Source organism: Roseimaritima sediminicola (assembly GCF_009618275.1).
Lineage (GTDB): Bacteria > Planctomycetota > Planctomycetia > Pirellulales > Pirellulaceae > Roseimaritima > Roseimaritima sediminicola.
The window spans coordinates 292,293-319,201 of the sequence record NZ_WIAD01000001.1 but is presented as its reverse complement, the minus strand read 5'-3'; the positions used below and the strand labels follow the sequence as shown (position 1 = coordinate 319,201).

21 protein-coding genes are annotated in these 26,909 nt (G+C 63.3%); 10 read left to right on the top strand and 11 right to left on the bottom strand.

Annotation, left to right across the window (positions count from 1 at the left end; all coding sequences use genetic code 11):
- Nucleotides 1–54 precede the first annotated feature (54 nt).
- A complete protein-coding gene (locus GE027_RS01085) occupies nucleotides 55–714 on the bottom strand; it encodes an HAD family hydrolase (RefSeq protein WP_153555312.1) in 660 nt (219 codons plus the stop codon).
- Here GE027_RS01085 and GE027_RS01080 point away from each other — a divergent pair.
- On the top strand, nucleotides 704–1,978 hold the full coding sequence (locus tag GE027_RS01080) for a TMEM143 family protein (protein WP_162006518.1): 1,275 nt from the start codon (nucleotides 704–706) through the stop codon (nucleotides 1,976–1,978). The two genes, GE027_RS01085 and GE027_RS01080, sit on opposite strands and share 11 nt — an antisense overlap.
- A 120-nt stretch (nucleotides 1,979–2,098) precedes the next feature.
- On the opposite strand, the gene GE027_RS01075 is transcribed toward GE027_RS01080, so the two are convergent.
- Nucleotides 2,099–2,518 carry a DUF2752 domain-containing protein gene (locus GE027_RS01075; RefSeq protein WP_202617290.1) on the bottom strand — a complete coding sequence of 140 codons (420 nt, stop codon included), beginning with the start codon at nucleotides 2,516–2,518 and terminating at the stop codon, nucleotides 2,099–2,101.
- Nucleotides 2,519–2,532: 14 nt separating this feature from the next.
- On the bottom strand, nucleotides 2,533–4,437 hold the full coding sequence (locus GE027_RS01070; protein WP_153555309.1) for a tetratricopeptide repeat protein: 1,905 nt from the start codon (nucleotides 4,435–4,437) through the stop codon (nucleotides 2,533–2,535).
- A gap of 718 nt (nucleotides 4,438–5,155) precedes the next feature.
- On the opposite strand from GE027_RS01070, the gene GE027_RS01065 reads away from it, so the two are divergent.
- From GE027_RS01065 to GE027_RS01050, 4 genes are all read left to right on the top strand, one after another.
- Nucleotides 5,156–6,865: a hypothetical protein gene (locus GE027_RS01065; protein ID WP_153555308.1), complete on the top strand. Its 1,710-nt coding sequence runs from the start codon at nucleotides 5,156–5,158 to the stop codon at nucleotides 6,863–6,865.
- Between the two features lie 212 nt (nucleotides 6,866–7,077).
- Nucleotides 7,078–7,968 carry an MIP/aquaporin family protein gene (locus GE027_RS01060; RefSeq protein ID WP_153555307.1) on the top strand — a complete coding sequence of 297 codons (891 nt, stop codon included), beginning with the start codon at nucleotides 7,078–7,080 and terminating at the stop codon, nucleotides 7,966–7,968.
- Nucleotides 7,969–8,055: 87 nt separating this feature from the next.
- Nucleotides 8,056–9,681: a sulfatase family protein gene (locus GE027_RS01055; RefSeq protein ID WP_153555306.1), complete on the top strand. Its 1,626-nt coding sequence runs from the start codon at nucleotides 8,056–8,058 to the stop codon at nucleotides 9,679–9,681.
- Between the two features lie 23 nt (nucleotides 9,682–9,704).
- Nucleotides 9,705–10,913, top strand: coding sequence for a serine/threonine-protein kinase (locus GE027_RS01050; RefSeq protein WP_153555305.1), 1,209 nt, complete (start codon nucleotides 9,705–9,707; stop codon nucleotides 10,911–10,913).
- On the opposite strand, the gene GE027_RS01045 is transcribed toward GE027_RS01050, so the two are convergent.
- Together GE027_RS01045 and bioD are read right to left on the bottom strand one after the other, a co-directional pair.
- Entirely contained in the window at nucleotides 10,892–11,611 is a 720-nt protein-coding gene (locus GE027_RS01045; protein WP_153555304.1) for a hypothetical protein, read from the bottom strand. The genes GE027_RS01050 and GE027_RS01045 overlap by 22 nt on opposite strands.
- Before the next feature lie 10 nt (nucleotides 11,612–11,621).
- Nucleotides 11,622–12,311, bottom strand: coding sequence for a dethiobiotin synthase (bioD, locus tag GE027_RS01040; RefSeq protein WP_237607150.1), 690 nt, complete (start codon nucleotides 12,309–12,311; stop codon nucleotides 11,622–11,624).
- Nucleotides 12,312–12,371: 60 nt separating this feature from the next.
- On the opposite strand from bioD, the gene GE027_RS01035 reads away from it, so the two are divergent.
- On the top strand, nucleotides 12,372–13,241 hold the full coding sequence (locus GE027_RS01035; protein WP_153555303.1) for a carbon-nitrogen hydrolase: 870 nt from the start codon (nucleotides 12,372–12,374) through the stop codon (nucleotides 13,239–13,241).
- Here the strand turns inward: GE027_RS01035 and GE027_RS01030 are convergent, their stop codons facing one another.
- Nucleotides 13,242–14,717, bottom strand: coding sequence for a sulfatase family protein (locus tag GE027_RS01030; RefSeq protein WP_153555302.1), 1,476 nt, complete (start codon nucleotides 14,715–14,717; stop codon nucleotides 13,242–13,244).
- Nucleotides 14,718–15,034: 317 nt separating this feature from the next.
- Here GE027_RS01030 and GE027_RS01025 point away from each other — a divergent pair, with 317 nt between their 5' ends.
- Entirely contained in the window at nucleotides 15,035–15,730 is a 696-nt protein-coding gene (locus GE027_RS01025; protein WP_153555301.1) for an orotidine 5'-phosphate decarboxylase / HUMPS family protein, read from the top strand.
- Nucleotides 15,727–16,752: a zinc-binding dehydrogenase gene (locus GE027_RS01020; RefSeq protein WP_153555300.1), complete on the top strand. Its 1,026-nt coding sequence runs from the start codon at nucleotides 15,727–15,729 to the stop codon at nucleotides 16,750–16,752. The genes GE027_RS01025 and GE027_RS01020 overlap by 4 nt, the downstream gene beginning before the upstream one ends.
- A gap of 445 nt (nucleotides 16,753–17,197) precedes the next feature.
- On the opposite strand, the gene GE027_RS01015 is transcribed toward GE027_RS01020, so the two are convergent.
- From GE027_RS01015 to GE027_RS01005, 3 genes are all read right to left on the bottom strand, one after another.
- Entirely contained in the window at nucleotides 17,198–18,811 is a 1,614-nt protein-coding gene (locus GE027_RS01015) for a DUF6798 domain-containing protein (protein ID WP_237607149.1), read from the bottom strand.
- A gap of 36 nt (nucleotides 18,812–18,847) precedes the next feature.
- Nucleotides 18,848–20,374 carry a SpoIIE family protein phosphatase gene (locus GE027_RS01010; RefSeq protein WP_153555299.1) on the bottom strand — a complete coding sequence of 509 codons (1,527 nt, stop codon included), beginning with the start codon at nucleotides 20,372–20,374 and terminating at the stop codon, nucleotides 18,848–18,850.
- A 342-nt stretch (nucleotides 20,375–20,716) separates the two neighbouring features.
- The gene (locus GE027_RS01005; RefSeq protein WP_153555298.1) at nucleotides 20,717–21,202 is read right to left on the bottom strand and encodes a hypothetical protein; all 486 of its coding nucleotides are present in this window, start codon (nucleotides 21,200–21,202) and stop codon (nucleotides 20,717–20,719) included.
- Between the two features lie 133 nt (nucleotides 21,203–21,335).
- Here GE027_RS01005 and GE027_RS01000 point away from each other — a divergent pair, with 133 nt between their 5' ends.
- Nucleotides 21,336–22,439 (top strand): Gfo/Idh/MocA family protein, encoded by a 1,104-nt coding sequence (locus GE027_RS01000; RefSeq protein ID WP_153555297.1) that lies wholly within the window; start codon nucleotides 21,336–21,338, stop codon nucleotides 22,437–22,439.
- Here GE027_RS01000 and lepA read toward each other — a convergent pair.
- Nucleotides 22,436–24,229: a translation elongation factor 4 gene (lepA, locus tag GE027_RS00995; protein WP_153555296.1), complete on the bottom strand. Its 1,794-nt coding sequence runs from the start codon at nucleotides 24,227–24,229 to the stop codon at nucleotides 22,436–22,438. The two genes, GE027_RS01000 and lepA, sit on opposite strands and share 4 nt — an antisense overlap.
- 40 nt (nucleotides 24,230–24,269) lie before the next feature.
- The gene (locus tag GE027_RS00990; protein ID WP_153555295.1) at nucleotides 24,270–25,310 is read right to left on the bottom strand and encodes an ROK family protein; all 1,041 of its coding nucleotides are present in this window, start codon (nucleotides 25,308–25,310) and stop codon (nucleotides 24,270–24,272) included.
- Between the two features lie 88 nt (nucleotides 25,311–25,398).
- Here GE027_RS00990 and GE027_RS00985 point away from each other — a divergent pair, with 88 nt between their 5' ends.
- On the top strand, nucleotides 25,399–26,745 hold the full coding sequence (locus GE027_RS00985) for a glycosyltransferase family 4 protein (protein ID WP_153555294.1): 1,347 nt from the start codon (nucleotides 25,399–25,401) through the stop codon (nucleotides 26,743–26,745).
- Nucleotides 26,746–26,909: the final 164 nt, after the last annotated feature.

The window sequence follows — 26,909 nt, the reverse complement described above, 5'->3', positions numbered from 1 at the left end:
CCGTTCCGCTACAAAGGAAGTGGCATTGGGCTAGCGCCCCGGCGGCTGATGGTGTTAGGTCTGAATCAATTTCAGCAACCGCGGATCGTCCAGACGCTCGGCGATCAGGTGGGCGCCGTCGTAGCGGTGCCCGACGGTGTGTTCGCCGGGAATCGCCACGGTGATCGCTCCGGCGGCGACCGCGGCGGCACAGCCGTTCTCGCTGTCCTCCAGGACCAACATGGACGCCGGATCGATGTCCAGCTCCGCGGCGGCTTTCTGATACATCTCCGGGTGCGGTTTGCCGTGCGTGACGTCTTCGCCGGTCAACAGAAACGCCAATTGCTCCCGCACCGCGTCGCGTCCCAGAATGGTTTCCGCAAACCGCCGACGGCTGCTGGTCGCCACGCCGTAGGGGATTTCCGACCGTTCCAGTTCCGTCAACCACCGGGTCAGTCCCGGCATGGGTTGCAGTCCGTCGGCCAGGATGCCGGCGTAGATCTCGTCCGACTCCTCCAAAAGCACCGCCGGATCATCCGGCAAATCCAGATTGTCGATCAAGACCTGCATCGCCTGGACACCCGGTCGTCCCATCATCTGCCGCTGCAGGTGATCGCTGAACTGGTGGTTGCGGCGGGCGAGTAGTTCGCTGCCGACCTGCCAGTACAATGGTTCGGTATCGTACAGCAGTCCGTCCAAGTCCAACGCGACGCCGAGTATTTCGTTGCCATCCATTGATCCGCTCCGCAAACTTCTTCAACACAGCACGACGGGGGAGTATATCGCGGCCGGGGCGCCGCACTGGGACCTGGAGCCGTACATCGCGTTGGCTTGCGACCAGCTGCAGCAGAGTCTCCTGGATCGTGATGAATTGTCGGCCGATCAGCAAGCCGCCGTGCGGCATTTTGGCCAGACCCTCTCGGCCGTTTTACATCACTACGGTCGGCGCGGGCAGGCGGAACTGAATCGCCGCTACGTGGGCATCGATCCGGACAACGAGGGCGTGCGGGCCAAGAACTGCGAGGTCGAACAAGACGACGCGGAGATCAACGCGGCCGCGAAGGACTGCACCGAGCGGATTCGCCGGGTCCTGCGCGCCGCCAACTACACGCCGCTGAGCCGCGAGCAGATTGAATCCACCGTGGGCATCGCCAGTCAGTGGGGCGTGCCGCTGCACGTCGATTTCGACGTCTTCACCCAGTTGGCCGTCTACACCCGCGGCGACATCGTCGGCGTGCGGACCCTGCGGCCCTGGCACCGGCCTTGGTTGGAGGTGCCGGTGGAGGTGCCGGTGTACCAGCGCGTCGTCGTCGTGTACCAACTGCAGCAGGACGCCAAGAGCGATTGGGCTGCCGATCCGCACCACCTGCATCTGCGGATGTTCAAAAACATCCCGCGGTTGGACGTCGACATGTTGCTGCCCGGTACGCGGGTCAAGATCAGCTGGTTGGACCGCACCAAGATCGTCGTGCCCAGCCTGGGCGGGATCGGGATGACGATCTGGAAAATCGTCCGCACCGCGCTGCTGGTCGCCGCGCTCAGCCTGTACACGGCCGCGGTGCTGTTCGGATTGATTCTGGCGGCGCTGGGTTACATCGTGCGGTCGGTGATGAACTATTTCCAAACCCGCGACCGCTACATGCTGAACCTGACCCGCAGCCTGTACCACCAGAAACTGGACAGCAACGCCGGCGTGATCTATCGGCTGCGCGAGGAAGCCCAACAGCAGCGGTACAGCGAAATCTTGTTGGCCTACTACGCGATGTTGACCAACGACGAAGCGATCAGCCGCCGGCGGCTGAAACGCCGCGTGGAGCGAATCCTGCGCGAGACAATCGACATCGAGGTCGCCTTCGACGTCAGCAAGACGCTGGAGTTGATGATGTTGTTGGGAATCTGTACCCAAGGGCCCGACGAGCGTTACCGCCCGCACCGGCCAGCCCAAGCCACCGAGCACCTGCGCGCCTGGTGGGACGCCCAGTCCCTGGAAGACGATTGAAACGCGCGTTGATGGTTGATGGTTGATGGTTGATGGTTGATGGTTGATGGTTGATGGTTGATGGTTGATGGGCAACTAACAACTAACAACTAACAACTAACAACTAACAACTAACAAGGGTTAAAGGTACGCGCTGGCTTGTTTGGCGGCCCACCAGAAGATGCTGACGCCCAGCAGGGCCAGCAGGATCATCACTTCGGTCGTCACGGTGCTGGGGAACCGGTGCCCGGTGCCGATGCGGTAGGCTTGCCACAATCGCCAGGGGATCATCGCGCACAAGAAAAAGAAGGCGACGGTGCCGGGCGGATGGATCGCCAGCGCTTGGCGGACCTCGCCGTGGGCGCTGAGGATAAAGCTGCGCGTCAAACCGCAGCCCGGACAGTCGATCCCCAGCACGCGGCGGGCGTTACAGGATTCTGGCAGCGGTTGATCGATCCACGGCAGGCGGACCGTGCGCGGCGGTTCGAACTGCAGCAGCCGGGCCGCGGTTACCATGGCAACCAACAGGATCAACCAGGCGACCACGGTCGACATGGCCATCGGAGCCCGCACGTTCATGACGCTTCGGCTTTCGCCGCAGCTCTGGCCGCGAGGAACTCCGCCAATTGGCGGTGGACCGCCGGGTCCGCTCCGCCCAGCCGGACGGCGCGCTGCTGATAGGCCACCGCCCGGTCGTAGTCTTCCACGGCAAAGAAACACCGTGCGCAGGTATCCAGCAGCATCGGGTCATCGGGCTGCAGCTCCAGCGAACGAAGGCTGTTGCGGAGGGCTTGTTCGTAATCGCCAAACGTGTTGGATACCAGCCAGGCGTGCTGGTTGAGCGCTTCGGCCAGGGCCAAGCGGTAGTGGGACGAGTTGCGTTGACGATAAGCACGCTGGGTCTGTTGGACGTGCTGGGCGAAGCGGCTTTCCAGTTTGTTGATCCAGTCTTGCACCCGGTCCTCTTGCCTGGTGTCCTTCGGCAGGCGGTACAGGGCAATCAGGATGTCGGCGTCCTCGGGCGAGCGGGCGCGAGCGGCAGTCAGGCAGTCGTAGGCTTCGACATAATTGCCCCGTTCGGCGGCCAGCAATCCGCGGTGCCGCAGCATCCGCACTTCGATACTGTCGGGGTTGATCAGGGTGTTTTGCAGGCGGCGACGATAGTCCTTGTCCCGTTCCATCCGGTCGCTCAGCGGTTGCAGGGTTTGCAGCACTTCTTCGTGCTGAAGCAGACCGCCGTGTAAACGAGCCAATTGCCAGCGGGTGATCGCCGCCACGACCATGTCAACTTCCAAGTGTTCGACGATGTGTTGGTACTCGCCGATCGCCCACTGGAACTGGCCACGATTTTGCAACTGGACGCCGATCTCGCGGTGCCGCAGCGCCAAATTCTCTAGGGCGTCCCGCGACATCGCTTCGGCCGCTTCGGAACTGGGGTCCGGCAACGGATCGATCGCCAGAGCCGTGGTCGCCAAGCGTTCGGCCCGTGCCGGTTCGCCTTGCGCCTGATAGGCTTCCGCCACCGCGTACAGCAACATGGGGTCTTTGCGGAAGGGAATCGGTTGTCGCTGCTGCATCTGGATGACCACCGAATACAACTGGTGGTCCAGAGCCCAGGTGGCGGCTTCGATCAATTCTTTGCGACCCGGCGGGATCATTTCCAGGGTTTCCAACCCCAGCCTCAGAGCTTCGTCGTGGTTGTCGGCTTGCTTGGCCCGCACGGCACAGACGCGCACCAGTTCCAGGACCGCATCGGGATCGGCCTGCAAACTGCGGCGACCCTCGGCCTGGCTGCGCTCGCGCGCAATCAATTCGCGCCAACGGTCCGCGTCATACACACCGCGGCGAAGGTCGTCGGCATAGACGCGTAACCAGCGAGCCGCTGGACGGCGATTGGCGCCCATCAAGCCGTTGATGGTATCGGCCGAACGCTGCTGCTGGGCTCGCTCGGACAACAGCGGCTGGCGCATGATCAGCAGGGCGGCGTCACGGCTGAGTCGCAGGCTGGATTCAAACCGGACCACGCGGCACAGCCCCCTCAGGCCGATGCGATCCGGTAATTCGGCCAACCGCTGGATGTGCGTCCGCCGTTCCGCCTCGTTGGGACTGTCGCCGTAGCCTTCGAACACTTCCTGGACCTGAGGCGGATCATCCGGATGCGTCCAGCTGATCTGCAGGCGGCTGAGCAGGTGCCGCGCGGCGATCGCCACTTCGTTGTCCGGGTGGGTGCTGGCCTCGTACAGCAGGTCAAAGGCCAACAGGCCCATCCGCTGCAGTTCGCTCTTCGCCCGCACGCGTTGGGCGTAACTGTCGTGGCCGAGCGTCTCGATCCAGTGTCGGATCTCCGCCTGCAGCTGGGCGTCGTCTTCAAACGCCCCCCAATCGCTCGGTTCGGCGGCTTGTACTGGACCAGAGCGGGGCAACCCCGTACACAGCAGCATGCCGAGCAAGGCTGCGAAAAAGCCGTAGCGGAAAGTCATGATACTGGTAGCCCCCGACTGGCAAGCAAGTGGAACGCCGACACGTGGTCCGTTCGGACTCGTCCAGTATATCGCAACCGCGCATAAAGTAAGGCGAGGCCAGTCCCGAAGGACTGACCCCGCCTCGCACGGGGGGTACTGCTGTTTTATCTGTCGGGCGAATCTGGCCTCCCGTCTTTGCCTCTACGTCCAAACCCTAACCCCCGTTGCCGCCCCGAGCGGGCGAGAACTGAAGGCAATCTGCAAAACGTAGGCTACCGGCGGCCCCGGCGTGCCGCTTGTGAGGGTCCTGCGGTTTAACGGGCTGTCGACGAAATCGAAAACGCATCTCCTAAGCACGTCGCAACATTTGATTCGGCTTTACCCTCCCGCTGCGCGGGAGGGTGTTGTCGCGGGGTTTCACCGAAAGATTCATGCCGACGTGCTTAGGTGAGCCGCCAGTGCGATAGCCCCGGTTTTTGGGGTGAGGGGCCACGGCCGGCCCAAGTGTCTTAGGGCCAGCCGCTACAGCTTGCGTAATCGTTACGCTGCGAAACAAGCCGCCCGAATCTTTTGACATCCCACTCAAGTTGCTGCTGAAAACGTTGACGCAGACCGCTCTCTGACGTCCAATTCCGCGAGCGAAGACGTGCGCCGACCGAAGCGTTCGTGTTTCGTTCGTTTGAACGGCCTGCGGCCACGCAGCGTCGCGAACTACGCCTGAACCAAGTTGCTAACGATGTTCTTTAAACGCCGCTTTGCTATTGTCCTGTCCGCTTTCGCCGTAGCCGTCTTGGCGGTCACGCCGCCGGTCAGCGCGGGATGCCTGTGTGACTGGTTGTTCGGCCGACCCACGACCTACGCCGCCGCGATGCCGGTCACCCCTGCGCCGGCCTACGCCGCAGCGATGCCGGTCACGCCCACCCCGGCCTATTCGGCCGCGATGCCGGTTTCGGCCACCGCACCTCTGGCAACCGTTCCGGCGCAAACCGTTCCGGCGCAAACCGTTCCGGCGCAAACCGCGCTGCAGCCCATCACCACCGCGCCGACGAGTCCCTATACGGCGCAGATGCCGGCCTATGGCACGGCCGCGCCACTGTCCAGCGGCTACGCCGGCCAGTACAGCAGCCTGTACGGTGGGACGACGCCCGTGGCCGGCTCCGCCGTCGCCGCTCCGGCCGTGACGGCCGCGCCGATCACATCGTTCTACGGAACCGGTAACGTGTACCCACCGATTCAACCGACCAGCGGTTACACGGCCAATTACGCGCCCGGCTACACCGCGGGCACGGCGCCGGCCTACACTGCGGCGCCAACCTATGCCGCCGCGCCGGCGGTCACTGCCGTACCGGCTCGCACCGGCGGTTTGTTGGGTGGCATCCGCGGCTTTTTCGGAAACCTATTTGGCACCAATTATCGCACCAGCTACTACCGTGCTCCGGTGACGTACTACCGTCCGCTGACCACGGTCGATCCGGTGTCCGGATCAACCGTGACGGTCCAGCGACCCTGCACGGCTTACCAAAACCAAGTCCAACGCACGCCCTACATGGGGCTGCAGCCCGCCGCCGCGACGCCGGCCGCCGCCTGTGCACCTACGCTGCCGCCGGCCACCTACTCCAGTCCCGCCGTCGGGACGAGTCCCGCGCCGGCTTGGCAAGGTGGATCCACTTACGGCTCGGGCCAGTCGCTGCCGCCACAGTCGCTGCCGGGCCAGCCGCTGACGGGCCAGCCGTTGATGGGCCAGCCAGGACAAACGCCGAGCTCTGTGCCCCAGGGCGACGCAGCCCCGGTCGCGCCGCCGGCGCTACAGCGCGTGCCGGTGCCCTCGACCGAAGCTCCGGAGACGCCGCGATACTGGCAGGCTCCGCCGGCCACCACGTCCAGCGCCGCGGCGCCGGGACCGGCTCGAGGATTGCCCGACCCGCCCTCCACCTACGCACGTCCGATCCCCGCGCCGCCGACGCCGTGGGCCCAGCCTTCGACCAAGTCGGCAAAACCGTCCACATCCTCGCCGCAGCCTTCGACGCAGCGTGATGGGTTCGGTGAGGGCGGCCGTACCGCATCGCGACCCGCTTGGGGTTTCAAAACCATCGCTTGGAACGCCTCGCAGGACCGCGGTGTCCAGCCGGCGGCGTACCAGGAATCGGCATATGGGGAACCCGGCCGCTACGGCGACCAAACCGAATCCGCGCTGCGAATCGGGGAGCGTGACACGGTCGCCGAGCCGGGACGTGTTGCCGAGCCGGTGCGAAGAGAAAATCGGTTGCCCAATGCCGGTGCCGCACAAATCGAGCGGCGTCAACCGGCGATGCTGAACGCCCCCGCCCAGCTCGCACCTCGCCGCAACAACCCGCCGCGTGCAACCCAGCCGGCGTTCGATGCGTCGCACCAGGACGATTCCCGCAACGGCGGCTACGACAATTCGGGCTGGCGAGCGTCACGTTAGGCTGCCGGGGCGAACGCCAAAACGGCTGATCGCTTGTTTTGCACGGCATTCCTGGCGCGTCGCGCCGGACGCCTCGATTTCGGGTATTCTAGAGGTTTCCCGAAAAACCTCCTGACGCTAACGGAATCTATGTGGAGAACATAAAGGTTTTCTCCCCTCTCCCCCGAAAGCCTGGCGAGCCTAAGCGAGTTTCTGAAGATCCTTAAAGCAGCATGACGAACCGTCCGCTTTCGACCTGTTTCTACGCCGAAGTCATCGGCACGTTTCTGTTGGTCTTCTTCGGTTGCGGCGCGGTCCACGTGGCGGTGGTGTTGGGGGGCCTGGAGGGACTGTGGCAGGTCGGTGTGGTGTGGGGCATTTCGATCATGCTGGCGATCTATGTGGTGGGCGCGATCAGCGGTGCGCACATCAATCCGGCCATCAGCATCGCGCTGGCCACCTGGGGCTTGTTTCCCTGGCGGCGGGTGCCCGCCTATGTCGCAGCCCAACTCGCCGGCGCGATGCTTGCCGCGGCGACGCTGTTCGTATTGTTTCAGCCTTACTTGAAAGCCAAAGAGCAGCAGAAGGGGATCGTCCGCGGCCAGCCGGGCAGCGAATTGACGGCGATGTGCTACGGCGAGTACTACCCGAACCCCGGCGGGTTGGCCGCTGGGGATGAACCGTACCGGGCCGACGTACATCGCGAACTCAATGCGTTGGTATCGACGCCCGCGGCCAGTCTTGCCGAGATCCTGGGAACGGCTGTGCTGGGGTTGGTGGTCGTCGCGGTTACCGATCCGCGGAACCTGGACGGGCCCCGCAACTTTGCCGCGGTATTCATCGGTTTGACCGTGGCCGCGTTGATCTGTGTGATCGCTCCGCTGACGCAGGCCTGCTTTAATCCGGCTCGCGATTTCGGGCCTCGTCTGTTTGCCTTTTTCGCCGGCTGGGGCGACGTCGCGTTGCCGGGACCCAACGGGTTGGGATTTGTCGTGGTATATGTGGTTTCGCCGGTCGTCGGGGCGGTTGTAGGCGTCGGCCTGTACCAGCGGCTGCTCGGACCTTCGGTCGCCTACGAACCGATTCCCCAGGACGACACCCAGCGGGATTTGGTTGCGCCGTAATGGCTTGCTGGCGCGTCCGCTTCGTCTCCGATCCACGCCGCACCCTTTGCCACGAACGCTCTCCTCACGATCAACAAGGAAACCTGCATGTCGAAAGCAATGACCGTCGCCGTGGCCGTCTTGGGGGCTGTGCTGTGGAGCGATTCGGTCGTTCGCGCGGACCAGCCGCCGAATATCGTCTTGGCCTTTGCCGACGACCTCGGACGCTACGCCAGCGCGTACGCCGATCCGGATCATCCTTCGCCCAACGACGTCATCGACACACCGCACTTCGACCGTGTGGCTCGCGAAGGAACCCTGTTCGATTGTGCTCTGGTCAGCGCTCCGTCCTGCACCCCGTCCCGGGCGGCGCTGGTGGCCGGTCGTCACTTCTTTCGCAACGGCAGTCACGCGCAACTGCATCATCCCTGGATGAAGGGCTATCGCGACCCTTGGGACGACGTCAAAGGTTTCCCGTTGATCTTGCAGGACGCCGGCTACCACATCGGGTGGTCCTACAAGATGCACATCAGCGAGGACCGCATGGGCGGCAAGCAGCGCAACTACCGGCCGGCCGGTTCGAAATTCAATCGTTTCAGCCAGGTCGTGATGGAGGCGGACGACCGCGACGCTGCCAAACAACGGTTGTTGGACGAAGTGCGAAAGAACTTTTCGGCGATGCTGGACGATCGCGACGGCGAGCAACCGTTTTTCTACTGGTTCAATCCCACCAATACGCATCGTGCCTGGGCCAAGGGATCGGGGCAGGCACTGTGGGGAATCGACCCCGATCAACTGCAGGGTCGCCTGCCGGCGTTTCTTCCGGATGTACCGGAGGTGCGCGAGGATTTCGCGGATTACCTGGGCGAGGCGATGGCCTTTGACGCGGCTGTGGGCGTGTTGTGGGACGAGCTGCAGCAGCGGGGAATGCTGGACAACACGCTGTTGGTAGTCAGCGGCGACCACGGTGCGCCGGGGTTTCCTCGCGGCAAATGCAACCTGTACGACTTCGGGACCCAGGTGCCGCTGGCCATTCGCTGGCCGCAAAAGGTGGCGGCGGGTCGCCGCATCGCCGCGCCGGTCAGTCTGATCGATCTGGCTCCGACGTTTTTGTCTGCGGCCGAGAAACCGGTGCCGGCGGACATGAACGGCCAAGACCTCTGGCCGGCGCTTCGCCCAGACGCTCAGGACTACGAAGCCGCGCTTCGGGGCTGGGTTGTTTGCGGCCGCGAGAACCATGTCAACGAAGCTCGCCCGGGCGGACTGCCCTACCCGATGCGAGCGCTGCGGACCGAGGATTACCTGTACGTCGTCAACTTTGCCCCCGATCGCTGGCCCGTGGCCCAGCCACCGCTGGCCGCGCGGCTGAAAGGCAGCAAGCCGGGGGCCGACCGCCGGATGGACATCGACTATGGTCCGACGCGGACCTATTTCGAACAGCACGAAACCAGTCCCTCGATCGCGGCCGCTTGGCGGTTGGGGTTCGCTCGCCGGTCCTCGGAAGAGTTGTACGACGTGCGCCGCGATCCCGACCAGATGCACAACTTGGCCGACGATCCCGATTACGGGGACGTGCGGGCGGAGTTGCGTTCGCGGCTGCTGGAGCGACTGGCCGAGAACGAGGACCCGCGACTCGACGGCGACGCCTTCGATCATCCGCCCTATGCTCCCCTCGCACCCGACCGTGGGGTGCTTGCGGCCGATCAAGACGGGCGCTCCCCGGCCAACGATTAAACCTGCACCCCCGGGTCGTTCGCATGTCCGAATCCAGTTCGTCGCAACCGGACCACGCTCGCCTGCGTCGTTTGATCGCGGCGTACGAGCAACGTCGATCGGCGGGGCGGCCCGTCGACGAGGCGGACATCCTGCGTTCCTACCCGGATCTGGCGGAGGGTTTTTTGCGCTATGTCCAGCGACGCAGTCGCACCAAGTCGGGGGAACTTGGCAATGGCCGCGACGAGCCGATTGCGGACTTGCCGGCCGCGCGGTCCGATCCGGCGGATTGGCCGGCGGAGCGTTCAACGGCCGAGTATCTACCTGCCGGGACCTTGGTGGATCGCTATCGGGTGCTGGAAGTCTTGGGGACCGGTTCGATGGGGGTGGTGTATCGGGCGCTCGACCAGCGACTGGAGCGTGAGATCGCCTTGAAAATGCCGGACCTGCAGGGGCAGAACCGCGCGGTGTTCCTCGAGCGGTTTGAGACCGAGGCCCGCCTGGCCGCCGGGCTGTCGCATCCCAGTCTGTGTCCGATCCTGGATTTCGGTACCTGCGACGTGGGCGAAAACCGCCAGCAGCCCTACCTGACGATGCCGGTTTTGCCGGGACCGAGTCTCGCTCAGTTCGTCGAGCTGGAAGGTGCTCAGACGCCGGCGGACGTCATCCAGTTGGTGCGGCGGATCGTCGAGGGGTTGCAGGAGATGCACGAGCACGGGATCACGCACCGCGACCTGAAACCCAGCAATGTCTTGCTGGATCGTCGCGGCCGGCCGGTGATCACCGACTTTGGCTTGGCCCGCAGCGACCGGCTTTCCTCCGATGTGCGAATGACGCAAACGGCGGCCTTGATGGGCAGCCCCGCGTATTGCTCGCCCGAACAGGTGCGCGGCGAGCAGACGATCGACGCGCGAACGGATCTGTATTCCCTGGGCGTGTTGATGTACGAGCTGCTGACCGGACACCTGCCCTTCGAAGGCTCGGTGGGCGAAGTCTTGGGGGCGGTCCTGCACCTTCAGCCGCCGCCTCCGACCCGGCTGCGTCCTTCGCTCTCGCCGGCGATGGAAGCGCTGTGCGTGGAGCTGCTCGAGAAGGATCCTGCGGCCCGTCCCGCCTCGGCCGAAGAGCTGCTGAAACGGTTGGAGGATCCGGCTCTGGTTGTCGCCCCGCCGGCGACCAACCGATGGCTCCAGCGAGTCCGTGAGTTCTATCAAGGTTGCATCCGTCGTAGCTACGCTCCCTCGCGACGGTAACGCAGCATGTGGTGGCTCATCAGAACGATCGCGGCCAGCATGGTCTGGGGAACCCAGCAGATGTAGATGCCCATCAAGACGACGTCGAATTCGATGCCCAGCGAGGCCCCGATCCACAGCGCTACGGCGATCATCGCCAGGGTGGCCGGGGTCAGGATCGCGACTCGCTGCTGCCAAGCAATGCGGTGGGGCAGCAGGGCAAGGAGGACCAAGCCCGCCGGACCCAGCACGTAGATCACCCATAGCGATTCCGGCCGCGTGGCGAACTCCTTGACCGTCCAGGCCACGATCGCCGACAGCACCGTGGCGACCATCAGCCCGCCGACGGTGAACTGGAAGTTCTGTTGCGCCTTGTTCTGCTCGCGACGTTCGAAGTCGCGGAGCATGGTTTCCAGCCACCGCGCCCGGCTCGCGGACCACAAACCCAACAGCGTGCCCAGTGCAAGGGCAGCCAGAGCATTGATGGCCAGGCCCCAGGAGTCGATGAACAACCCGCCGTAGTTCGTTCCCGATCGCCACAGTTCCAGCGGAAACCCGATCGCTTCGCGGCCGGCTTGGCGATTGCCCAGCAGGCTGCCCCAGCCGTCGCTGCGAAAGAAGTAGGAGACGGCGTTCGCGGTCCCGGCCAACAGCAGTCCCAAGAACAAGCCGCGACCGAACCACCGAAGCCGCAACAGCGGTGCGCGAGGGTCGTTCATCGGCGCCGCCTCAGCACGCTCGTCTCAGCCAGGTTTCGATCGGGGCGGCGTCGCTGCCGTAGGGGATGGTGCCCAGCAGGGGAACCGAACAATACTTCTTCAGTTCGTCGGCGTTGGTTGCCGCCGAGACGTCGGTCCGCGACATGGGTTGATTCAGGATCACGCCCGCCAGCGTCAGGCCCTCGTCGCCGTAGTGGGTCGCCGCCAGCGTGGTCGCGACGACTTGATGGATCACGCCCAAGCGATTTTCCGCCACCAGGACCATCGTCGCCCCGAGGTCCTTGGCCAGGTCGGCATTGGAGTAGCCATCGGCCAGCGGCGAGAACAACCCGCCGGCTCCTTCGACGATCAGCAGCGAACATTTCTTGAACCACCAACGCGCCCCTTCGAGGATCTGCTCGACATCGACCGTGCGGTTTTCCAGGGCCGCGGCGGCCGGTGGTGCGAGCGGGGCCTGAAAGCACTGCGGGCAGACCCGGTCGATCGACTGGGGACGCTTGGCAGCCCGCCATAATTCATTGGCGTCTTCGCTGTACAGCTGGCCGTCGCGCATTTCACATCCGCTGGCCACCGGTTTGTAAACGCCCACGTTCATGCCGTAACCGGCCAACAACCGCGTCGCCAGGGCGGCGACGTAGGTCTTGCCCACGTCGGTATCGGTACCGGTGAAGAATAGGATCGGAGGTGCTGTGGCAATCATGGCTCTAAGCGTACCATATGCGTCATTTGAGTAGGGCTCACACTGTTCTGAAGGACCAACATGTCTCGTGAAGTTTCTGTCGCACTTGTGCAGATGAGTTGTACCGAAAACAAGCAGCAGAACGTCGACAAGGCCGTCGAGCGGATTGAACAGGCGGCCGATCGCGGTGCTCAAATTGTTTGTTTGCAGGAATTGTTTACCGGTCCCTACCCCTGCCAGGAAGAGGACCACCGAATGTTCGACTGGGCGGAAAGCATCCCCGGGCCGACCACCGAGCGGTTGGCGGAAGTGGCTTCGCAGCGTCAAGTCGTGATTGTAGCGTCGTTGTTCGAACGCCGGGCACCGGGGCTGTACCACAACACGGCCGTGGTCCTCGACGCCGACGGCAGCACGGCCGGAATCTACCGGAAAATGCACATCCCCGATGACCCGCTGTACTACGAAAAATTCTATTTCACGCCCGGCGATCTCGGCTTCCGCGTGATCGAAACGCGGTACGCCAAGCTGGGCGTGGGCGTGTGCTGGGATCAGTGGTTCCCGGAGGCGGCGCGGCTGTTCGCCCTGGCCGGAGCGGAGATCCTGTTGTACCCCACCGCGATCGGCTGGATCGATGACGAGAAAGAGGAGTACGGCGAGAACCAGTACAACGCCTGGCAGACGTCGATGCGAGCCCACGCGATCGCCAACGGCTTGTGGGTCGCCGCCCCCAACCGCGTCGGTGTCGAGGGACGGGTGCAGTTCTGGGGCGGCTCGTTCGTGGTCGCACCGACCGGCGAGCTGATGCACCAGGCTTCGCACGAGCAGGAAGAGACGGTCGTGCATCGCTGCTCGCTGGACATGCTGGACCTGGTCCGCACCCATTGGCCGTTCCTCCGCGACCGCCGCATCGATGCCTACGACGGTCTGCTGAAACGCCACCTGTCGCCGTAGCTAATCGATAACCTGATACTGCTCACGCAGCTCCTTCAGCTTCTCTTTGAGGTCGGCTTGGACTTCGGCGTACTGCGGGGCGTCGTACACGCTGGTCAATTCCTTCGGATCCTTCTCCAGATCGAACAGCTCCCACGTGCCGACGTCGTAGAAGTGAATTAATTTGTAGCGATCGGTGCGGACGCCGTAGTGTTTGGCGACGCTGTGCGGTCCGGGGAACTCGTAGTAGTGGTAGTAGACCGCATCGCGGAAGGAGCCTTCCTGCGATCCGTCCAGCACCGGCACGAAGGACTTGCCCTGCATGTCTTCGGGGACCTCTAAACCGGCCGCGTCGAGCAGCGTCGGGGCGAAGTCCAGGTTCATCACCATTTGGTCGGACGTCGATCCGGGCTGGATCTTGCCGGGCCAACGAACCATCAGCGGCGTGCGGAAGGACTCTTCATACATCCAGCGTTTGTCGTACCAACCGTGTTCGCCCAGGTACCAGCCCTGGTCCGAGGTGTAGACGACGATCGTGTTTTCGGCCAACCCGCTCTCGTCCAAGTAATCCAGCACGCGGCCGACGTTGTCGTCGACGCTCTGCACGCAGCGCAGATAATCCTTGACGTACCGCTGGTACTTCCAACGGACCAAGTCTTTACCGGTCAAGTTCGCTTCTCGGAACTTGCGGTTCTTTTCCTCGTAGGCTTCGTTCCAGACCTTGGTTTGTTCCTCGTTCAAGCGACGCTGGGGGACCAGTTTCAGGTCGTGCGGCGAGAGATGTTCGGCGATCGTCATGGTCTGATTGCGGGCCGGGCTGGTGCGGCCGGAGTAGTCGTCGAACAACGTGTCCGGTTCGGGAATTGTCACGTCGTCGAAATCGTTCAAGTGGTCCGGGCCGGGCATCCAGTTGCGGTGCGGGGCTTTGTGCTGGTAGATCAACATGAACGGTTCGTCTTCGTTCCGCTGTTCCTTCAACCAGTTCAGCGTAACATCGGTGATGATGTCGGTCGTGTAGCCGGTGTGCTGGACCGGGCCGTTGCTGGTCAGCATGTTGGGGTTGTAGTAGGGACCCTGTCCGCGAAGGACGTGGTAGTAATCAAAGCCGGTCGGGTCGGTGCCCAGATGCCACTTGCCGATCACGGCGGTCTGGTAACCGGCCTGCCGCATGTATTTGCCCAGATGCGGCTGGGAACCGTCGAAACGCTTGCCGTTGCGGGTAAAGCCGTTGATGTGGCTGTGTTTGCCGGTCAACATCACCGCGCGGCTGGGGCCGCAGATGCTGTTGGTCACGAACGCCCGGTCGAAACGCATCCCCTCCTTGGCGATCCGGTCCATGTGAGGCGTGTCGATGATCTCGCTGCCGTAACAGGACAGGGCTTGGTAGCCATGATCATCCGACATGATGTACAGGATATTGGGGCGATCGCCATCGGCGGCAACACCCAGCGGAGCGAGGGTCGCGGCGAGGAGAAGGCCAGCAAAAACTCGGAGCATGGAAACGAATCCTTCGAATATGTGGAAAGCGTGGAAAAGCATGGAATGCAATTTGGACCCAGTTTCTTCGCTCCACCCAGCGAAGTCAAACCGAACCTTCAACCCGTAGCTGAAGTCGCCAGACTTTGGTTGTTGGGCCGCTGGAGTCCAGGCTTTGGCCGCTCCGGGTGCCGAAGCTCGAATCGCCTGAAGGCTACACTCCAGCGCCCAAACTCTGGCGAGTTCAGCTACGAGAGTTCAGCTACGGGCATCCAAGCAGCCTGCTACAATGCCGCTGTTCCTTTTCCACTCCCCCCCCCACGATCCCCGCAAACCGCATGCGACCACTCGTTCAAATATCGCTCGACCTGACCAACATCGAAGAAGCTCTCGAGACGGCCGAAACGGCGATGCGCGCCGGCGTGGATTGGCTGGAAGCCGGCACGCCGTTAATCCTCGCCGAAGGTCTGCACGGGGTGCGCGCCCTGCGCGAAGCCTTTCCTGAAACGCCGATCGTGGCCGACCTGAAAACCATGGACGGCGGCTACCTGGAAGCCGAGATGATGGCCAAGGCCGGCGCCACCCACGTCGTCGTGATGGCTCGTGCCCACGAGGAAACGATTCGTTGTGTGGTCAAAGCCGGTGCCGATTTCGGCTGCCAGGTGATGGGCGACAATATGGTCTGCCGCGATATGGTCGCCGGAGCGAAACGGCTGGAGGACCTGGGCTGTGACTTTGTGATCCACCACATCGGCTACGACGAGCGCCGCGGCATCGCCGCTCGCGGCCAACGGATGCCCAGCCCACTGGATCAACTCCGCGAAGTGGTCGACGCCGTCAAAGTTCCCGTCCAAGCCGTGGGCGGGTTGTCGCTGGAACAAGCCATCGCCTGTCCCAAGTACGGCGCCCCGCTGGTGGTCCTGGGAGCCCCGCTGACGATCGATGCCGACGCGTTCAAAACGGCCGAGGGTGACCTGGAAGGATCGTTGCGAAAAATCTGCGAAGCGGTGCATGCCCAGGAGGTGTCGTCATGAGTGCTGCGGCGGTTGTCAATTACGCACCCCAGGCCGGTTCGGTGGAACTGCGCGACGTGCCGCGTCCGGAAGTTGGTGCCGACGACGTGCTGTTGGAAGTCGCCAACGTCGGCGTCTGCGGCAGCGACCTGCATCAGTGGACCGCCGACCATTCCTGGCCGGTCAATTATCCGGTCATCCTGGGCCATGAGTTCGGCGGACGCATCGTCGAAGTCGGCGACGCCGTGCAGTCCTGGCAGGTGGGCGACCGCGTGGTCAGCGAGACCGCGGCCATCATCGACCCGGCCAATCCGATGACGCGTCAGGGCCGCTACAACCTGGACCCCAGTCGCAAGGGATTCGGTTACGGCGTCGACGGCGCGATGACGAAATGGGTGCGAGTACCGTCACGGATCCTGCACGCGGTGCCCGAGGGTTTGGCGATGCAGCACGCTTGCCTGACCGAACCCTGCTGTGTGGCCTATAACGCGACGGTGCGCAACGCCCGGATCGAACCCGGCGACCGCATCGTGGTGCTCGGCCCCGGCACGATCGGCATCCTCTGCGCTGCGATGGCCCGTCTGTGCGGCGCGGAAGTGGCTTTGGTGGGTTTGGAATCGGATCGCAAGCGGCTGCAGATCGCCAAAGAGTACGGTTGTGAAGGGATCGTCGGCGACGCCACGGATTGGGCGCGCGCCCGTGACGGTCTGGGGTGCGACGGCGTGATCGATGCCGCCGGAGCCAGCATCACGCTGAAATTGGCCATCGACCTGGTGCGACCCGCCGGGTGGATCAGCAAGGTCGGCTGGGGACCGCAGCCGTTGAACTTCAACCTGGACCCGCTGGTCCAAAAGAACGTCACGCTGCAAGGCAGCTTCAGCCACCACTGGGCGATCTGGGAACGCGTCCTGGCACTGCTGGCCAGCGGTCAACTGGACGTCCGCCCGATCCTCGGCGGCGTCTGGCCACTGGACCAGTGGCAACAGGCCTTCGAAAAGATGCACCACGGCGAAGTCGTCAAAGCGGTGCTCGAGCCGGTTTAAGCAGTGGCATAGGCTTCCAGCCTGTGAGCGAGCGAGTTCTGCAGCTGCGTCGCCGCTCGATGGCCGGCGATCCGTTATGTTGACCGCAATCGCCGGACCAGCCTGCAGGGCGACACAGCCCCTGCCGGCGGGGCGACCCGCCGGTCGATTTATTCGAAAACGTATTGCTTATGTGAGCCGTTTGGGCGATAGCCCCGGTTTTGCGATGACGAAACCGAGGCTAGTGCCTAAACGGCTCAATAGTTCGACAGGCCGGTGACGCGCCGGTTCGCACCCCTCAGACAAAAGTCCCGGAGGGGCGGCGCGTCGTTGGTTCACAGGCTGGAAGCCTGTGCCACTGTTCACAGGCTGGAAGCCTATGCCACTGTTCACAGGCTGGAAGCCTATGCCACTGTTCACAGGCTGGAAGCCTATGCCACTGTTCACAGGCTGGAAGCCTATGCCACTAGGGCAACCGATACACGGCGTAGTGCTGGTTGGGTTCCCAGGGCGTGGGGTAGACCTGTTTTAGCGGCAGGGCATAGGGCACGATGCGGCGGTCGACCACCAGGTAGTCGGCGTCGTAGTCGCGGCGAAAGGCTTCCAGTTCGGCGTACTGGATCGTCACTCGCACCCGTCCCAAATAACGCGGGAAGACGCGCTCGAAACGCTCCTGCCACTGTTTCAGGTGCGGGACGTCCTGGGGAACGTCCTTGTAATTGACGACCTCCGCGCGGTGGGCATACCACTTGAACGTCTGCTGGTGCCGCGGCGTCAGGAACACAGCATCCGGGTCGGTGTTGTCGCGGATCCACTGGCAGGTGCGGATCCAGTCGCGACAGACCTGTTGCCGCTGGGCCACCGTGACGTCGGCGGGGTTGCCCTGAGAGTGCAGATCGCACGACGCGGGCAAGCCGGCGAGCTGTTTTTCCAGACCATGCCGGCCCACCAACAGAATGCTCACCAGCGCCAGTGTGATCAACAGAACGCGACCCAGCGGGACGCCCAGTCGGCTGGGTACCACCCACAACCGCACGCTGGCCAGCGCCAGCGCCAGGGGAACGATCGAATCGGTCATTCGGAACCAGTAGTAACGTAGCAGCCTGGCCGCCAGATCCGGATGCGACGGTGGCAACAGGCCGATGACCAATCCGACCAGTGCGAGGGCGACCGTGCCGACCGTAAACCATCCCAACATGCCGGTTCGCCGGTCCAAACGCTGCAGCCCAAACACCGTGGCGGCGAGCGCCAACAGCACGCCGTGTCGGACGTACCAGGAAAGCGCAAAATTCGAAGGCAACAAATGGTGCGGAATGCGTTGGTACACATAGATGCGAGCCGCGGCGACCGCATCGGCTGGTGTGGTTCCCTGTTCCAGCCACACGGCCGGCAATAATCCCAGTAACGCGATCGCACCACCGACCAACAGCGGCAGGATCTGCCGGCGGGGTGGACTGGCCCGGCGCCCGACCAACACATAGACCAACATCCCGCAGACGACCGACCAGCCGCCGACCAACACATGAAAGGCGGCGGCCATGCCGAACAGCGGCCAGACCCAGGACCAGCGGTCGCGGAGCATGCGTTCCAGGCCCAGCAGAACCAGACCATAGGCGGGGACCTTGGCTTCGATCCCGCCGACGACCCACTCGCCGGCCAGGTTGCCGTGTTCGATGCCGGCCAGCCAGATAAACGCCGCGATGACGCTGGCGTAAGGACGTCCCACCACGGCCCAGCTCAACCGCTGTAGACCCAAGGCCAGCATCAACCACCCGACCAGGCGGCCGATCCAGGCGGTGGTGTCCAGCGAAAACAATTGGGTCAGCCAGCCGAACACGACATAGAACGTCGCATGCGCTTTGCCGCTGGTCACGAACATGTCGCCGCCGCACCACTGGGGCTGCCAAAAGTTTTTGGCTTTCACCAGGTAGTGAGCTTCGTTGATCGCCGGAGCGGGGTCACCGGCGTAGAAGATAAACACCAACAGGATCAACCAGGTTTCCCAGCCGCAACGACGCCAAGAGCAGGCGTCTTGAGGCTGGGCGGCGAGCGGCTGGGCGGCTGGTTCGGGGGTGTGCATCACACACGGTTCGCTTGGAATCGCAGAGGACCAGGGTTACTGGCGAAACAAAAAGGCGGCCGATCGATCTTCGCTGGCGGCCTGCTCCAACAACGCCCGGTTGAATGCCGGAATGACCTCATGGGCGGCTTGTCCAATGCGTTCCATAATGAACTGGGAAACCCGCTGCTGGGTCCAGCGACCGGTGCCGCTGGTGTTCAGGTCCATCATATCGCCTGTGGCCGACCAAAAAACCTCACCCGGCGACAGACGAAACGGCGTTTCACTGGGACGGTAGTCGGGAAAGCTGCACAGCGGCTGCGAAGCCTTGGTCAGGGCCCGGTAGCCGTAGGGGCTGAACACCATGGCCAGCGTCGACCCGGCGTTGGCCAACAGACCTTCACCGCTCTCCGGATCGATGTTCGCGTACAGCAGCGACACCAATTGATCGCCGGTATTGGTCTGCCACAGCGTGTCGGAGACGCGCTGCAGGATCTGTTTGGGCGAAAGCCGATAACCGCAGTGGGCTTGGAAGGCGGCTCGGGCCGTGGCCGCGATCATGGTGGCGTCGGCCGTATCGCTGTGAGCCTGGGCGACCGCCAGGGCCAGCATCCCATTGGGCAGGATGTCCCAGGTGTGCCAAGTCGAGGCGATCGCTTGGTCGGTGTACGTCAAACCATCGGCAAAGAAGCCTTTGGCCAGCGGCATCGCCGGCGGCAGCTGGCGCTGTTGCCACTGCGACACGGCTCGCAGGCTGCGGTTGTTCGCCTGTTCGTCTTGGCCGGTTCGCTGGAAACGTTCGCAGGCGATCTCGCTGGCCAGGGCTCCGGCCGCCAGCTGTGCGACGCTGGTCGCCGCGGCGTCGAACGACAGGGGCGTGTCGTTGAAGATCCACAGCGTGCCGATCGGAACGTCCCCATCGGAGACGACCGCACAGATCGCGGCGGCCATCGGCAGGGGGCTGTTGTAGATCTCGTCGGCCGCGGCGCAGTCTTCTATCGTGACCACGTCCGAAACCATGGCTTCCAGGTCGGCCAGCGAGCCGCGCAGGGGACGCGGGTCGGCCGCCAGCAGCGAATCGGTCAAGCCGACTTGGGCTCGCATCTTCAGGGCCGTCGTATCGTCGTCCAGCATGTAGAAGGCGGCGGCGACGCAGTTCGCCCCATCGGCGGCTTGCTGGAGGATGGTGTTCAGGCGATCGGCGAAATTGGCTTGCTGTTCCGGCGCGGCCAAGGGCGTCGCCGTGGCCACCAATTCCGCTTCCTGACGCCGCAGCGTTTGCTCGGATTCGCGCAGGCGGACGATCAGTTTGGCCGCGGTGGTCGCCAGGTGCGTCGCCTGCGGTTTGGTCAGCGACGACCGGTTCTTCGGCGGATCGTCGATGTCGATGGCCGGTTCGCGAATCGGCAACAGTTTCGGTGGTCCGATCCCTCGCGAGCGGCGATCCAGCCGCCATCCGGTGGCTTCGGAGAAGGCCGACCAGAAGGCCGACATCTCGTCGGTCGGCCCGTCCGGGGTCTGGGGCGAATCGTGTTGGGCGCGATGCAGACGAAGGTAGCTGGGTCGTGGCGTGGTCGTTTTCACGGATATCGGCTTTGCGGTTGCCAGGCAATCCGTGCCCGTTGGCTGTGCCGCACTTCCCGAGCGGCCAATCAGTTTTATTTCTCTCTACAACCGTCCTTCGGCCGCGCCGCCAGCCCCGCCGCAACCGAACATCCTTCGCAGAAGGAAAACTCTGCGGGGCCGGCTGCGCAATCCTTGCGGACCAGTAAAAACATACGCGCCGCAGATGCGGTACAGAACGTATCAGCCGCAACGCGCTAGCGTCCGGTTCCCTAGCGCGGTGGTTCATCTTGGCATGTGTCGCACCATCGGAGGTTGCATCCGAGAACCGTGGGCTAGTGCGCGGCGGCGGGTAACCGCCCGCTATCGCACTGCGGCAGATGGATGGGGGCTGCTGTCGATTGTGTCAGACTGTGAACGGCGGTGGCGGAGGCCTACCAGGGCGATCGGTACCCAGCCGCCCTGCATCAGCGTGGCGCAGACGATTGTGGCGATGCCGATCGGTTTTTGGGCGTCGGTCGGGCTCCAGCTGTTGAAGACAATCGTTAAAAACACTCCGGCCACGATCCCCAAACTGGCAATCGAAATCGGCCACAGCAGACGAAGCGAGGGCGGCAGGGCGATGAAGATCAACGCAATGGCCACCGGACAGAACGCAAAGGCGCTGCCGATGATCGTTTCGATCTCCCACACCGCGAGGGCCGACGCGGGAACGCTGCCTGCCACCAGGATGACCGCAAAGCTTTGCGCAAACCAAAACCGGACGCGGCCGCTGGCCGGCCGGCCGTCGTCGATCGGGCGAGCCATCACGCTGGCCGGTGCAGCGTAGGGATTGACGGAGTTGTCCATAATCGCAGATCCGCACGGAAAGAGTCGCAAGCCATCGATTGTAGCGGGTGCATCCGGCACGTTATGCTTGCCACCTCGTTTGCACTCGCATCTTGCACGATTTGCTTTTTGAGAAAGAGGACAGGAACGTCACATGGCTGATTCGCTTTGTCGCTGGGGTTTTTTAAGTACGGCCGCGATCGCTCGCAAGAACTGGAAAGCGATCCGCTTGTCGGGCAACGGCACGGTTTCGGCGGTGGCCAGCCGATCCCGCGACAGTGCTGAACGCTTCATCGACGAATGCTCGCAGGAGGTCCCGATGGCTCCCTCGCGCCCGGCGGCCGTGGAAGGCTATGAGGCCTTGATCGCCCGCGACGATGTCGATGCTGTCTACATTCCGCTGCCGACCTCGATGCGGCTGGAGTGGGTGCTGAAGGCCGCGGCGGCAGGCAAGCACGTACTGTGTGAAAAACCGATCGCCAACACCGTCGAAGAAGCTCGCCAGATGATCGACGCCTGTCGCGAGGGCGGCGTGCAGTTCATGGACGGCGTGATGTTCAGCCACAGTCGTCGGTTGGACGCGATGAAGCCGGATATCGCCAAATTCTGCGGTTCGCTGCGCCGGATCACGACGCAGTTCACCTTTCACGGTGGCGAAGAATTCAATCGCGGAAATATCCGTACCGACAGTCGTCTGGAGACTCACGGATGTCTGGGAGATCTGGGCTGGTACACGATCCGCATGATCCTGTGGGTGAAGGATTTTGAACTACCCACCGCGGTCTCGGCCCGATGCCTGACCGCCCTGCAAGGCGATGAGAGTCCCGAAGCGGTGCCCGGCGAGTTCTCCGCCGAATTGTTCTTTGCCGATGGCAGTAGCGCCAGTTTCTACAATTCTTTCGTCACCGAAAACAGCCAACTGGTGACCATCAATGGCACCGACGGCTATGTCACGATGGATGACTTTGTCCTGCCGACTTACAAGTCGGAGCGGGAGTGGACCGGCCACCAGAACGTGTTGGAGATCGACAACTGTCGCTGGAACATGCTGGATCGGCCCACGCGCCGTTCGGTGACCGAGTATCCCGGCGGCGAAGCCAACGCCCAGGAAGTCAACATGGTGCGGACGTTTGCGGAGCTGGTATTGGCGGGCAAGACCGACGATTTCTGGCCCGAAATCGCCTTGAAGAACCAAACCGTGTTGAACGCTTGCCGCGAGAGCGCGGACCACGACGGGCGGCTGGTCGAGCTGGGTTAACCTTCCTCGCCCGTGCTGAGCACCGACATGAAGGCCTTTTGGCTGATTTCCACGCTGCCGATGGCCTTCATGCGTTTCTTGCCTTCCTTTTGCTTCTGCAGCAGTTTGCGTTTTCGCGTGATGTCCCCGCCGTAGCACTTGGCGGTCACATTTTTACGGATCGCCGAGACGGTTTCGCGGGCGATCACGCGGCTGCCGATGGCCGCTTGCACGGCGACCTCGAACATGTGCCGATCGATCTCCGTCTTCAGTTTCTTGACCACCGCCCGGCCGCGCCGCTGGGCGTCGGCGCGGTGACACACGACGCTGAGCGCGTCGACGCGATTGCCGTTGACCAGGATGTCCATCCGCACCAGATCGGCGGCTTCGTAGCCCCGCATTTCATAGTCCAGCGTCCCGTAACCGCGGGTCGAGCTTTTGATCCGGTCGTGCAGGTCGTAGATCACTTCGGCCAGTGGGATGTCGTAGACCAGCATCGCCCGTGTCGGGCCCAGGTACTCCTGACCCTGCTGGATGCCGCGACGTTCCTGACACAGTTTGATCACCGCGCCGATGTATTCGTTGGGAACCACGATGCTGCAGCGGACGATCGGTTGGCGAAATTCTTCGATGTCGCCCGGATCGGGAACATCCTGCGGCTTGTGGATCGTCAGCGTCTCGCCACGCTTGTCGACGATCTCGTAGGTTACGTTCGGAGCGGTTTGGACCAGGTCGACGTCGGACTCGTGCTCCAGTCGCTGCTGGACGATCTCCATGTGCAGCAGGCCCAGGAATCCACAGCGAAACCCGAATCCCAGGGCATCGCTGGTTTCCGGTTCGAATTCGAAACTGGGGTCGTTGATCGACAGTTTGCCGAGGGCGTCGCGGAGTTCGGAGAAATCTTGGCCGTCGCTGGGAAACAGGCCGCAGTAGACCATGCGTTTGGGACGCGAGTAGCCGGTCAGCGGCTGGGCGGCGTCTTTGCCGGGCGTGCTGACCGTGTCGCCGATGTGGACGTCTTTCAGCGATTTGATGTTGCAGATCAGGTAGCCCACCTGGCCGGCTTGCAATGAGTCACAGGACGTGCGGTGCGGGCGGAACTGGCCCATTTCCACGACTTCGTGTTCGCTGCCCGCGCGCAGAAAGCGGATCTTCTGGCCCTTGCGGACGGTCCCGTTCATCACACGGATGTAGGTGATCGCACCGCGATAATCGTCGTAGTTGGAATCGAAAACCATGGCCTGCAGGGGCGCATCGGCTGAGCCGCCGGGGCTGGGGACTTTCTCGATCACCGTCGTCAGCAAGTCCTCGATGCCGATGCCGGCTTTGGCGCTGACCTTGACGATCGTGTCGGGTTCGCAGCCCAAGGATTGTTCCATTTCGAAGGCCACCTCGTCGGGACGAGCGTGGGTCAGGTCGATTTTGTTGATCACCGGAATGATCGACAATTCGTGTTCCAGGGCCGCGTAAGCGTTGGCCACGGTCTGGGCTTCGACGCCTTGGAAGGCATCGACCAACAACAGGGCGCCTTCGCAACAGGCCAACGAGCGCGAGACTTCGTACTGGAAATCCACGTGGCCCGGCGTATCGATCAGGTTCAACTCGTAGGTTTCGCCTTGATGTTCGTAACGCATCGAAACGGCCCGCGCCTTGATCGTGATGCCCCGCTCGCGCTCCAGCGCCAGATCGTCCAGCAATTGCTCCTTCATTTCTCGCTTGGTCACCGTGCCGGTAAATTCCAGCAGCCGGTCGGCCAGCGTGCTCTTGCCGTGGTCGATGTGCGCGATGATGCAAAAGTTGCGAACCTGCATAGAGGTCACTTATACCCGGTTGGTTGAATGAAGTTGGTGACTAGTGTTGGGGGCGATACTTGCGGCGTGCATAGCCGGCCGCCCCGACGTAGCCGGCTGCGGCGGCCAGCGTGGCAAAGTCCAAGGTCGTGCCTTCGTACACGTTCTCGAACGTCCGCTCGCGGAACTCCTTGCGGATGGCTTCCAGGAACCGACGTCCGACCTTCGAGTCGCGGCCCCCGAAGTCCATGGCTCCGCCCAGCACGACCAAGCCCGGATCCAGGGTGTGGACCAGGATCGTGATGCCGATGCCCAGCCAGCGAGCCGTTTCGTCGATGATCTCCAGTGCCAGCGCGTCGCCGTCCTCGGCCGCCTGATACACTTTCTTGGCCGTCAGTTCGCTGTCGCCGCCGCCCAGCAGACCGCTCAACTGGCTGTTCGCTCCGGCGGTCAGCCGCTCCCGCGTTCGCTGGACCACGGCACTGGCCGAGGCGTAGGCTTCCAGCTGGCCGCGACCGCCACCCCACACGCACAGTTGGGCGTCGGGAGCCGAATTGACCAGGATGTGCCCACACTCGCTGCCGAAACTGTTGACTCCGTTGACCAATTCCCCATCGACAATGATGCCGCCCCCCACGCCGGTGCCCAGGGTCAGCAGGATCATCGACGAGTGCTCGCGTCCGGTGCCCAGCCAGAATTCTCCGTACGCCGCCGCATTGGCGTCATTGATAAAGGATACGCGGCGGTCCATAGCCTGGGACAGGGCATCGCGGATGGGAAACTGCCACCAATTCGGTAGATTTGGCGGTTCCAGCAGCATCCCGCTGGGCAGATCCATGCTGCCCGGGGCCCCCAGACCGATCGACGGCACCTGTTCGGCGGTCAACTGCAGCTCGCCTTCGATCCGCCGGAGCGTGGCGGCCACACGGTCCACGGCGGCCTGCGGTCCGTCCGGTTCCTCGGTCGCGATCTGCTCGAAGGCTACGGTCTTGCCGGTATCGTCCAGCAAACCGATCTTGATGTTCGTGCCGCCGATATCCACTCCCCAAAAGAAGGGTGGCTGGGCCTCGTCGAGCGGCGTTAAGGGAAGATGATCCGGCATTTCGTTTTCCTGGCAGGGTTTCATTAGCTGGCGGAGCAGGCGAGTATAGAAACGCTATGAATAATCCACAACGAGCGATTCGAACGTCATGAAACTGGCTTACTTAACGGCCGGTGCCGCCGGGATGTACTGCGGCAGTTGTATGCACGACAACGCCCTCGCCCGCGAACTGCAGCGGGTGGGCGTCGATTGCGTGCTATTGCCCGTTTACACGCCCATCCGCACCGACGAACAGGACGTCAGCGAATCGCAGGTCTTTTTCGGCGGGGTTCACATCTATCTGCTGCAAAAGGCGCCGTGGCTGCGCTGGGTGCCGCGGCCGGTGCGACGGTGGCTCGACGCGCCCCCGTTCCTCCGCTGGGCGACGCGCCGCACCGCGACCGCCCCGGCCAAGACCCTGGGTGAGCTGACGATTTCGATGCTCGAGGGCAGCGACGGCCGGCAGGCCGAGGAGGTTCATCGTTTGGCCACCTGGTTGGCCGATCACCTCAATCCCGACTGCGTGCTGCTGAGCAATCTGCTGATCGGCGGAGCCATTCCCGAGATCCGCAAACGATGTCCCGACGCCACGGTGTGCGTCACGCTGCAGGGCGACGATATCTTTTTGGATTACCTGTTGGACCAGCATCGTCAGCGGGCCGTGGAATTGATGCGCGGCCTGGTCCCGCAGGTCGACCGCTTTATCGTGCACAGCCAGTTCTATGCCGAAAAGATGGGACGACTGCTGGAGATCCCGTCCGAGAAGCTGGTCGTCCTGCCGCTGGCGATCGACGCCGAACCGTTCGGGATCAGCGACCTGCGGGACGAAAGCGACCCGAATGATGCGATCGGCATGCCAGAGGAAGACGGTGCCGCGGGCGTGCGGCCCCCGCGAATCGGATATCTGGCTCGCCTGGCGCCGGAAAAAGGTCTGCATCACTTGGTCGAGGCGTTCATTTCGCTGGCGACGCGCAGCGGCATCGAAACGCTGGAGCTGCACATCGCCGGCTACGAAGGACCCCAGCACGCCCAGTACATCGCCGCCCTCAAAGACAAACTGCAGCGGGTCGGTTTGAGCCAACGGGTGCGGTTTCACGGCAGCCCCGACCTGGCGGGCAAGGTTGCGTTTCTCCAGCAGCTGGATCTGTTGTGCGTGCCGACCGAATACGAAGATCCCAAAGGCCTGTTTATCTTGGAAGCCTGGGCGGCCGGCGTGCCGGTGGTGCAGCCGGATCATGGGGCGTTCTCGGAACTGGTAACGGGAGCCCAGGCCGGATGTCTGGTGCCCCCGATGGACCCCGGCGCGTTGGCCGACCGCCTGCACGCCGCGTTGCTGGACGAACCCGGCCGGCTGCGCTGGCAAGAGGCCGGCCGAAACTACGTCCGCCAGCAGGCCACCATCACGATCCAAGCCCGGAAGCTGTTAGAGGTGCTGCGGTCTTTGAAACCAACCTAGCCGAGAGAGGGTTTTGAGATTCGAGATTCGAGATCTGAGATTTGCTGACTCCGGCGGAATCAATGTAGGGGAACGAATGTTCCTAAATTGCGGAGCGTTTGTCTGTGGTAGCCCCAAAACGCGAGCCCGGGGAAACGTAAACACCACGGACAAAAGCCCTGGAA

Bases quoted from the DNA above. Each gene is read 5' to 3' on its own strand.
- GE027_RS00985 (WP_153555294.1), top strand. From the start codon at position 25,399: ATGAAACTGGCTTACTTAACGGCCGGTGCCGCCGGGATGTACTGCGGC.
- bioD (WP_237607150.1), bottom strand. From the start codon at position 12,311: ATGATTGCCACAGCACCTCCGATCCTATTCTTCACCGGTACCGATACC.
- GE027_RS01065 (WP_153555308.1), top strand. From the start codon at position 5,156: ATGTTCTTTAAACGCCGCTTTGCTATTGTCCTGTCCGCTTTCGCCGTA.
- lepA (WP_153555296.1), bottom strand. From the start codon at position 24,229: ATGCAGGTTCGCAACTTTTGCATCATCGCGCACATCGACCACGGCAAG.
- GE027_RS01005 (WP_153555298.1), bottom strand. From the start codon at position 21,202: ATGGACAACTCCGTCAATCCCTACGCTGCACCGGCCAGCGTGATGGCT.
- GE027_RS01055 (WP_153555306.1), top strand. From the start codon at position 8,056: ATGTCGAAAGCAATGACCGTCGCCGTGGCCGTCTTGGGGGCTGTGCTG.
- GE027_RS01050 (WP_153555305.1), top strand. From the start codon at position 9,705: ATGTCCGAATCCAGTTCGTCGCAACCGGACCACGCTCGCCTGCGTCGT.
- GE027_RS00990 (WP_153555295.1), bottom strand. From the start codon at position 25,310: ATGCCGGATCATCTTCCCTTAACGCCGCTCGACGAGGCCCAGCCACCC.
- GE027_RS01085 (WP_153555312.1), bottom strand. From the start codon at position 714: ATGGATGGCAACGAAATACTCGGCGTCGCGTTGGACTTGGACGGACTG.
- GE027_RS01025 (WP_153555301.1), top strand. From the start codon at position 15,035: ATGCGACCACTCGTTCAAATATCGCTCGACCTGACCAACATCGAAGAA.
- GE027_RS01020 (WP_153555300.1), top strand. From the start codon at position 15,727: ATGAGTGCTGCGGCGGTTGTCAATTACGCACCCCAGGCCGGTTCGGTG.
- GE027_RS01035 (WP_153555303.1), top strand. From the start codon at position 12,372: ATGTCTCGTGAAGTTTCTGTCGCACTTGTGCAGATGAGTTGTACCGAA.
- GE027_RS01060 (WP_153555307.1), top strand. From the start codon at position 7,078: ATGACGAACCGTCCGCTTTCGACCTGTTTCTACGCCGAAGTCATCGGC.
- GE027_RS01075 (WP_202617290.1), bottom strand. From the start codon at position 2,518: ATGGCCATGTCGACCGTGGTCGCCTGGTTGATCCTGTTGGTTGCCATG.
- GE027_RS01000 (WP_153555297.1), top strand. From the start codon at position 21,336: ATGGCTGATTCGCTTTGTCGCTGGGGTTTTTTAAGTACGGCCGCGATC.
- GE027_RS01045 (WP_153555304.1), bottom strand. From the start codon at position 11,611: ATGAACGACCCTCGCGCACCGCTGTTGCGGCTTCGGTGGTTCGGTCGC.
- GE027_RS01015 (WP_237607149.1), bottom strand. From the start codon at position 18,811: ATGCACACCCCCGAACCAGCCGCCCAGCCGCTCGCCGCCCAGCCTCAA.
- GE027_RS01030 (WP_153555302.1), bottom strand. From the start codon at position 14,717: ATGCTCCGAGTTTTTGCTGGCCTTCTCCTCGCCGCGACCCTCGCTCCG.
- GE027_RS01070 (WP_153555309.1), bottom strand. From the start codon at position 4,437: ATGACTTTCCGCTACGGCTTTTTCGCAGCCTTGCTCGGCATGCTGCTG.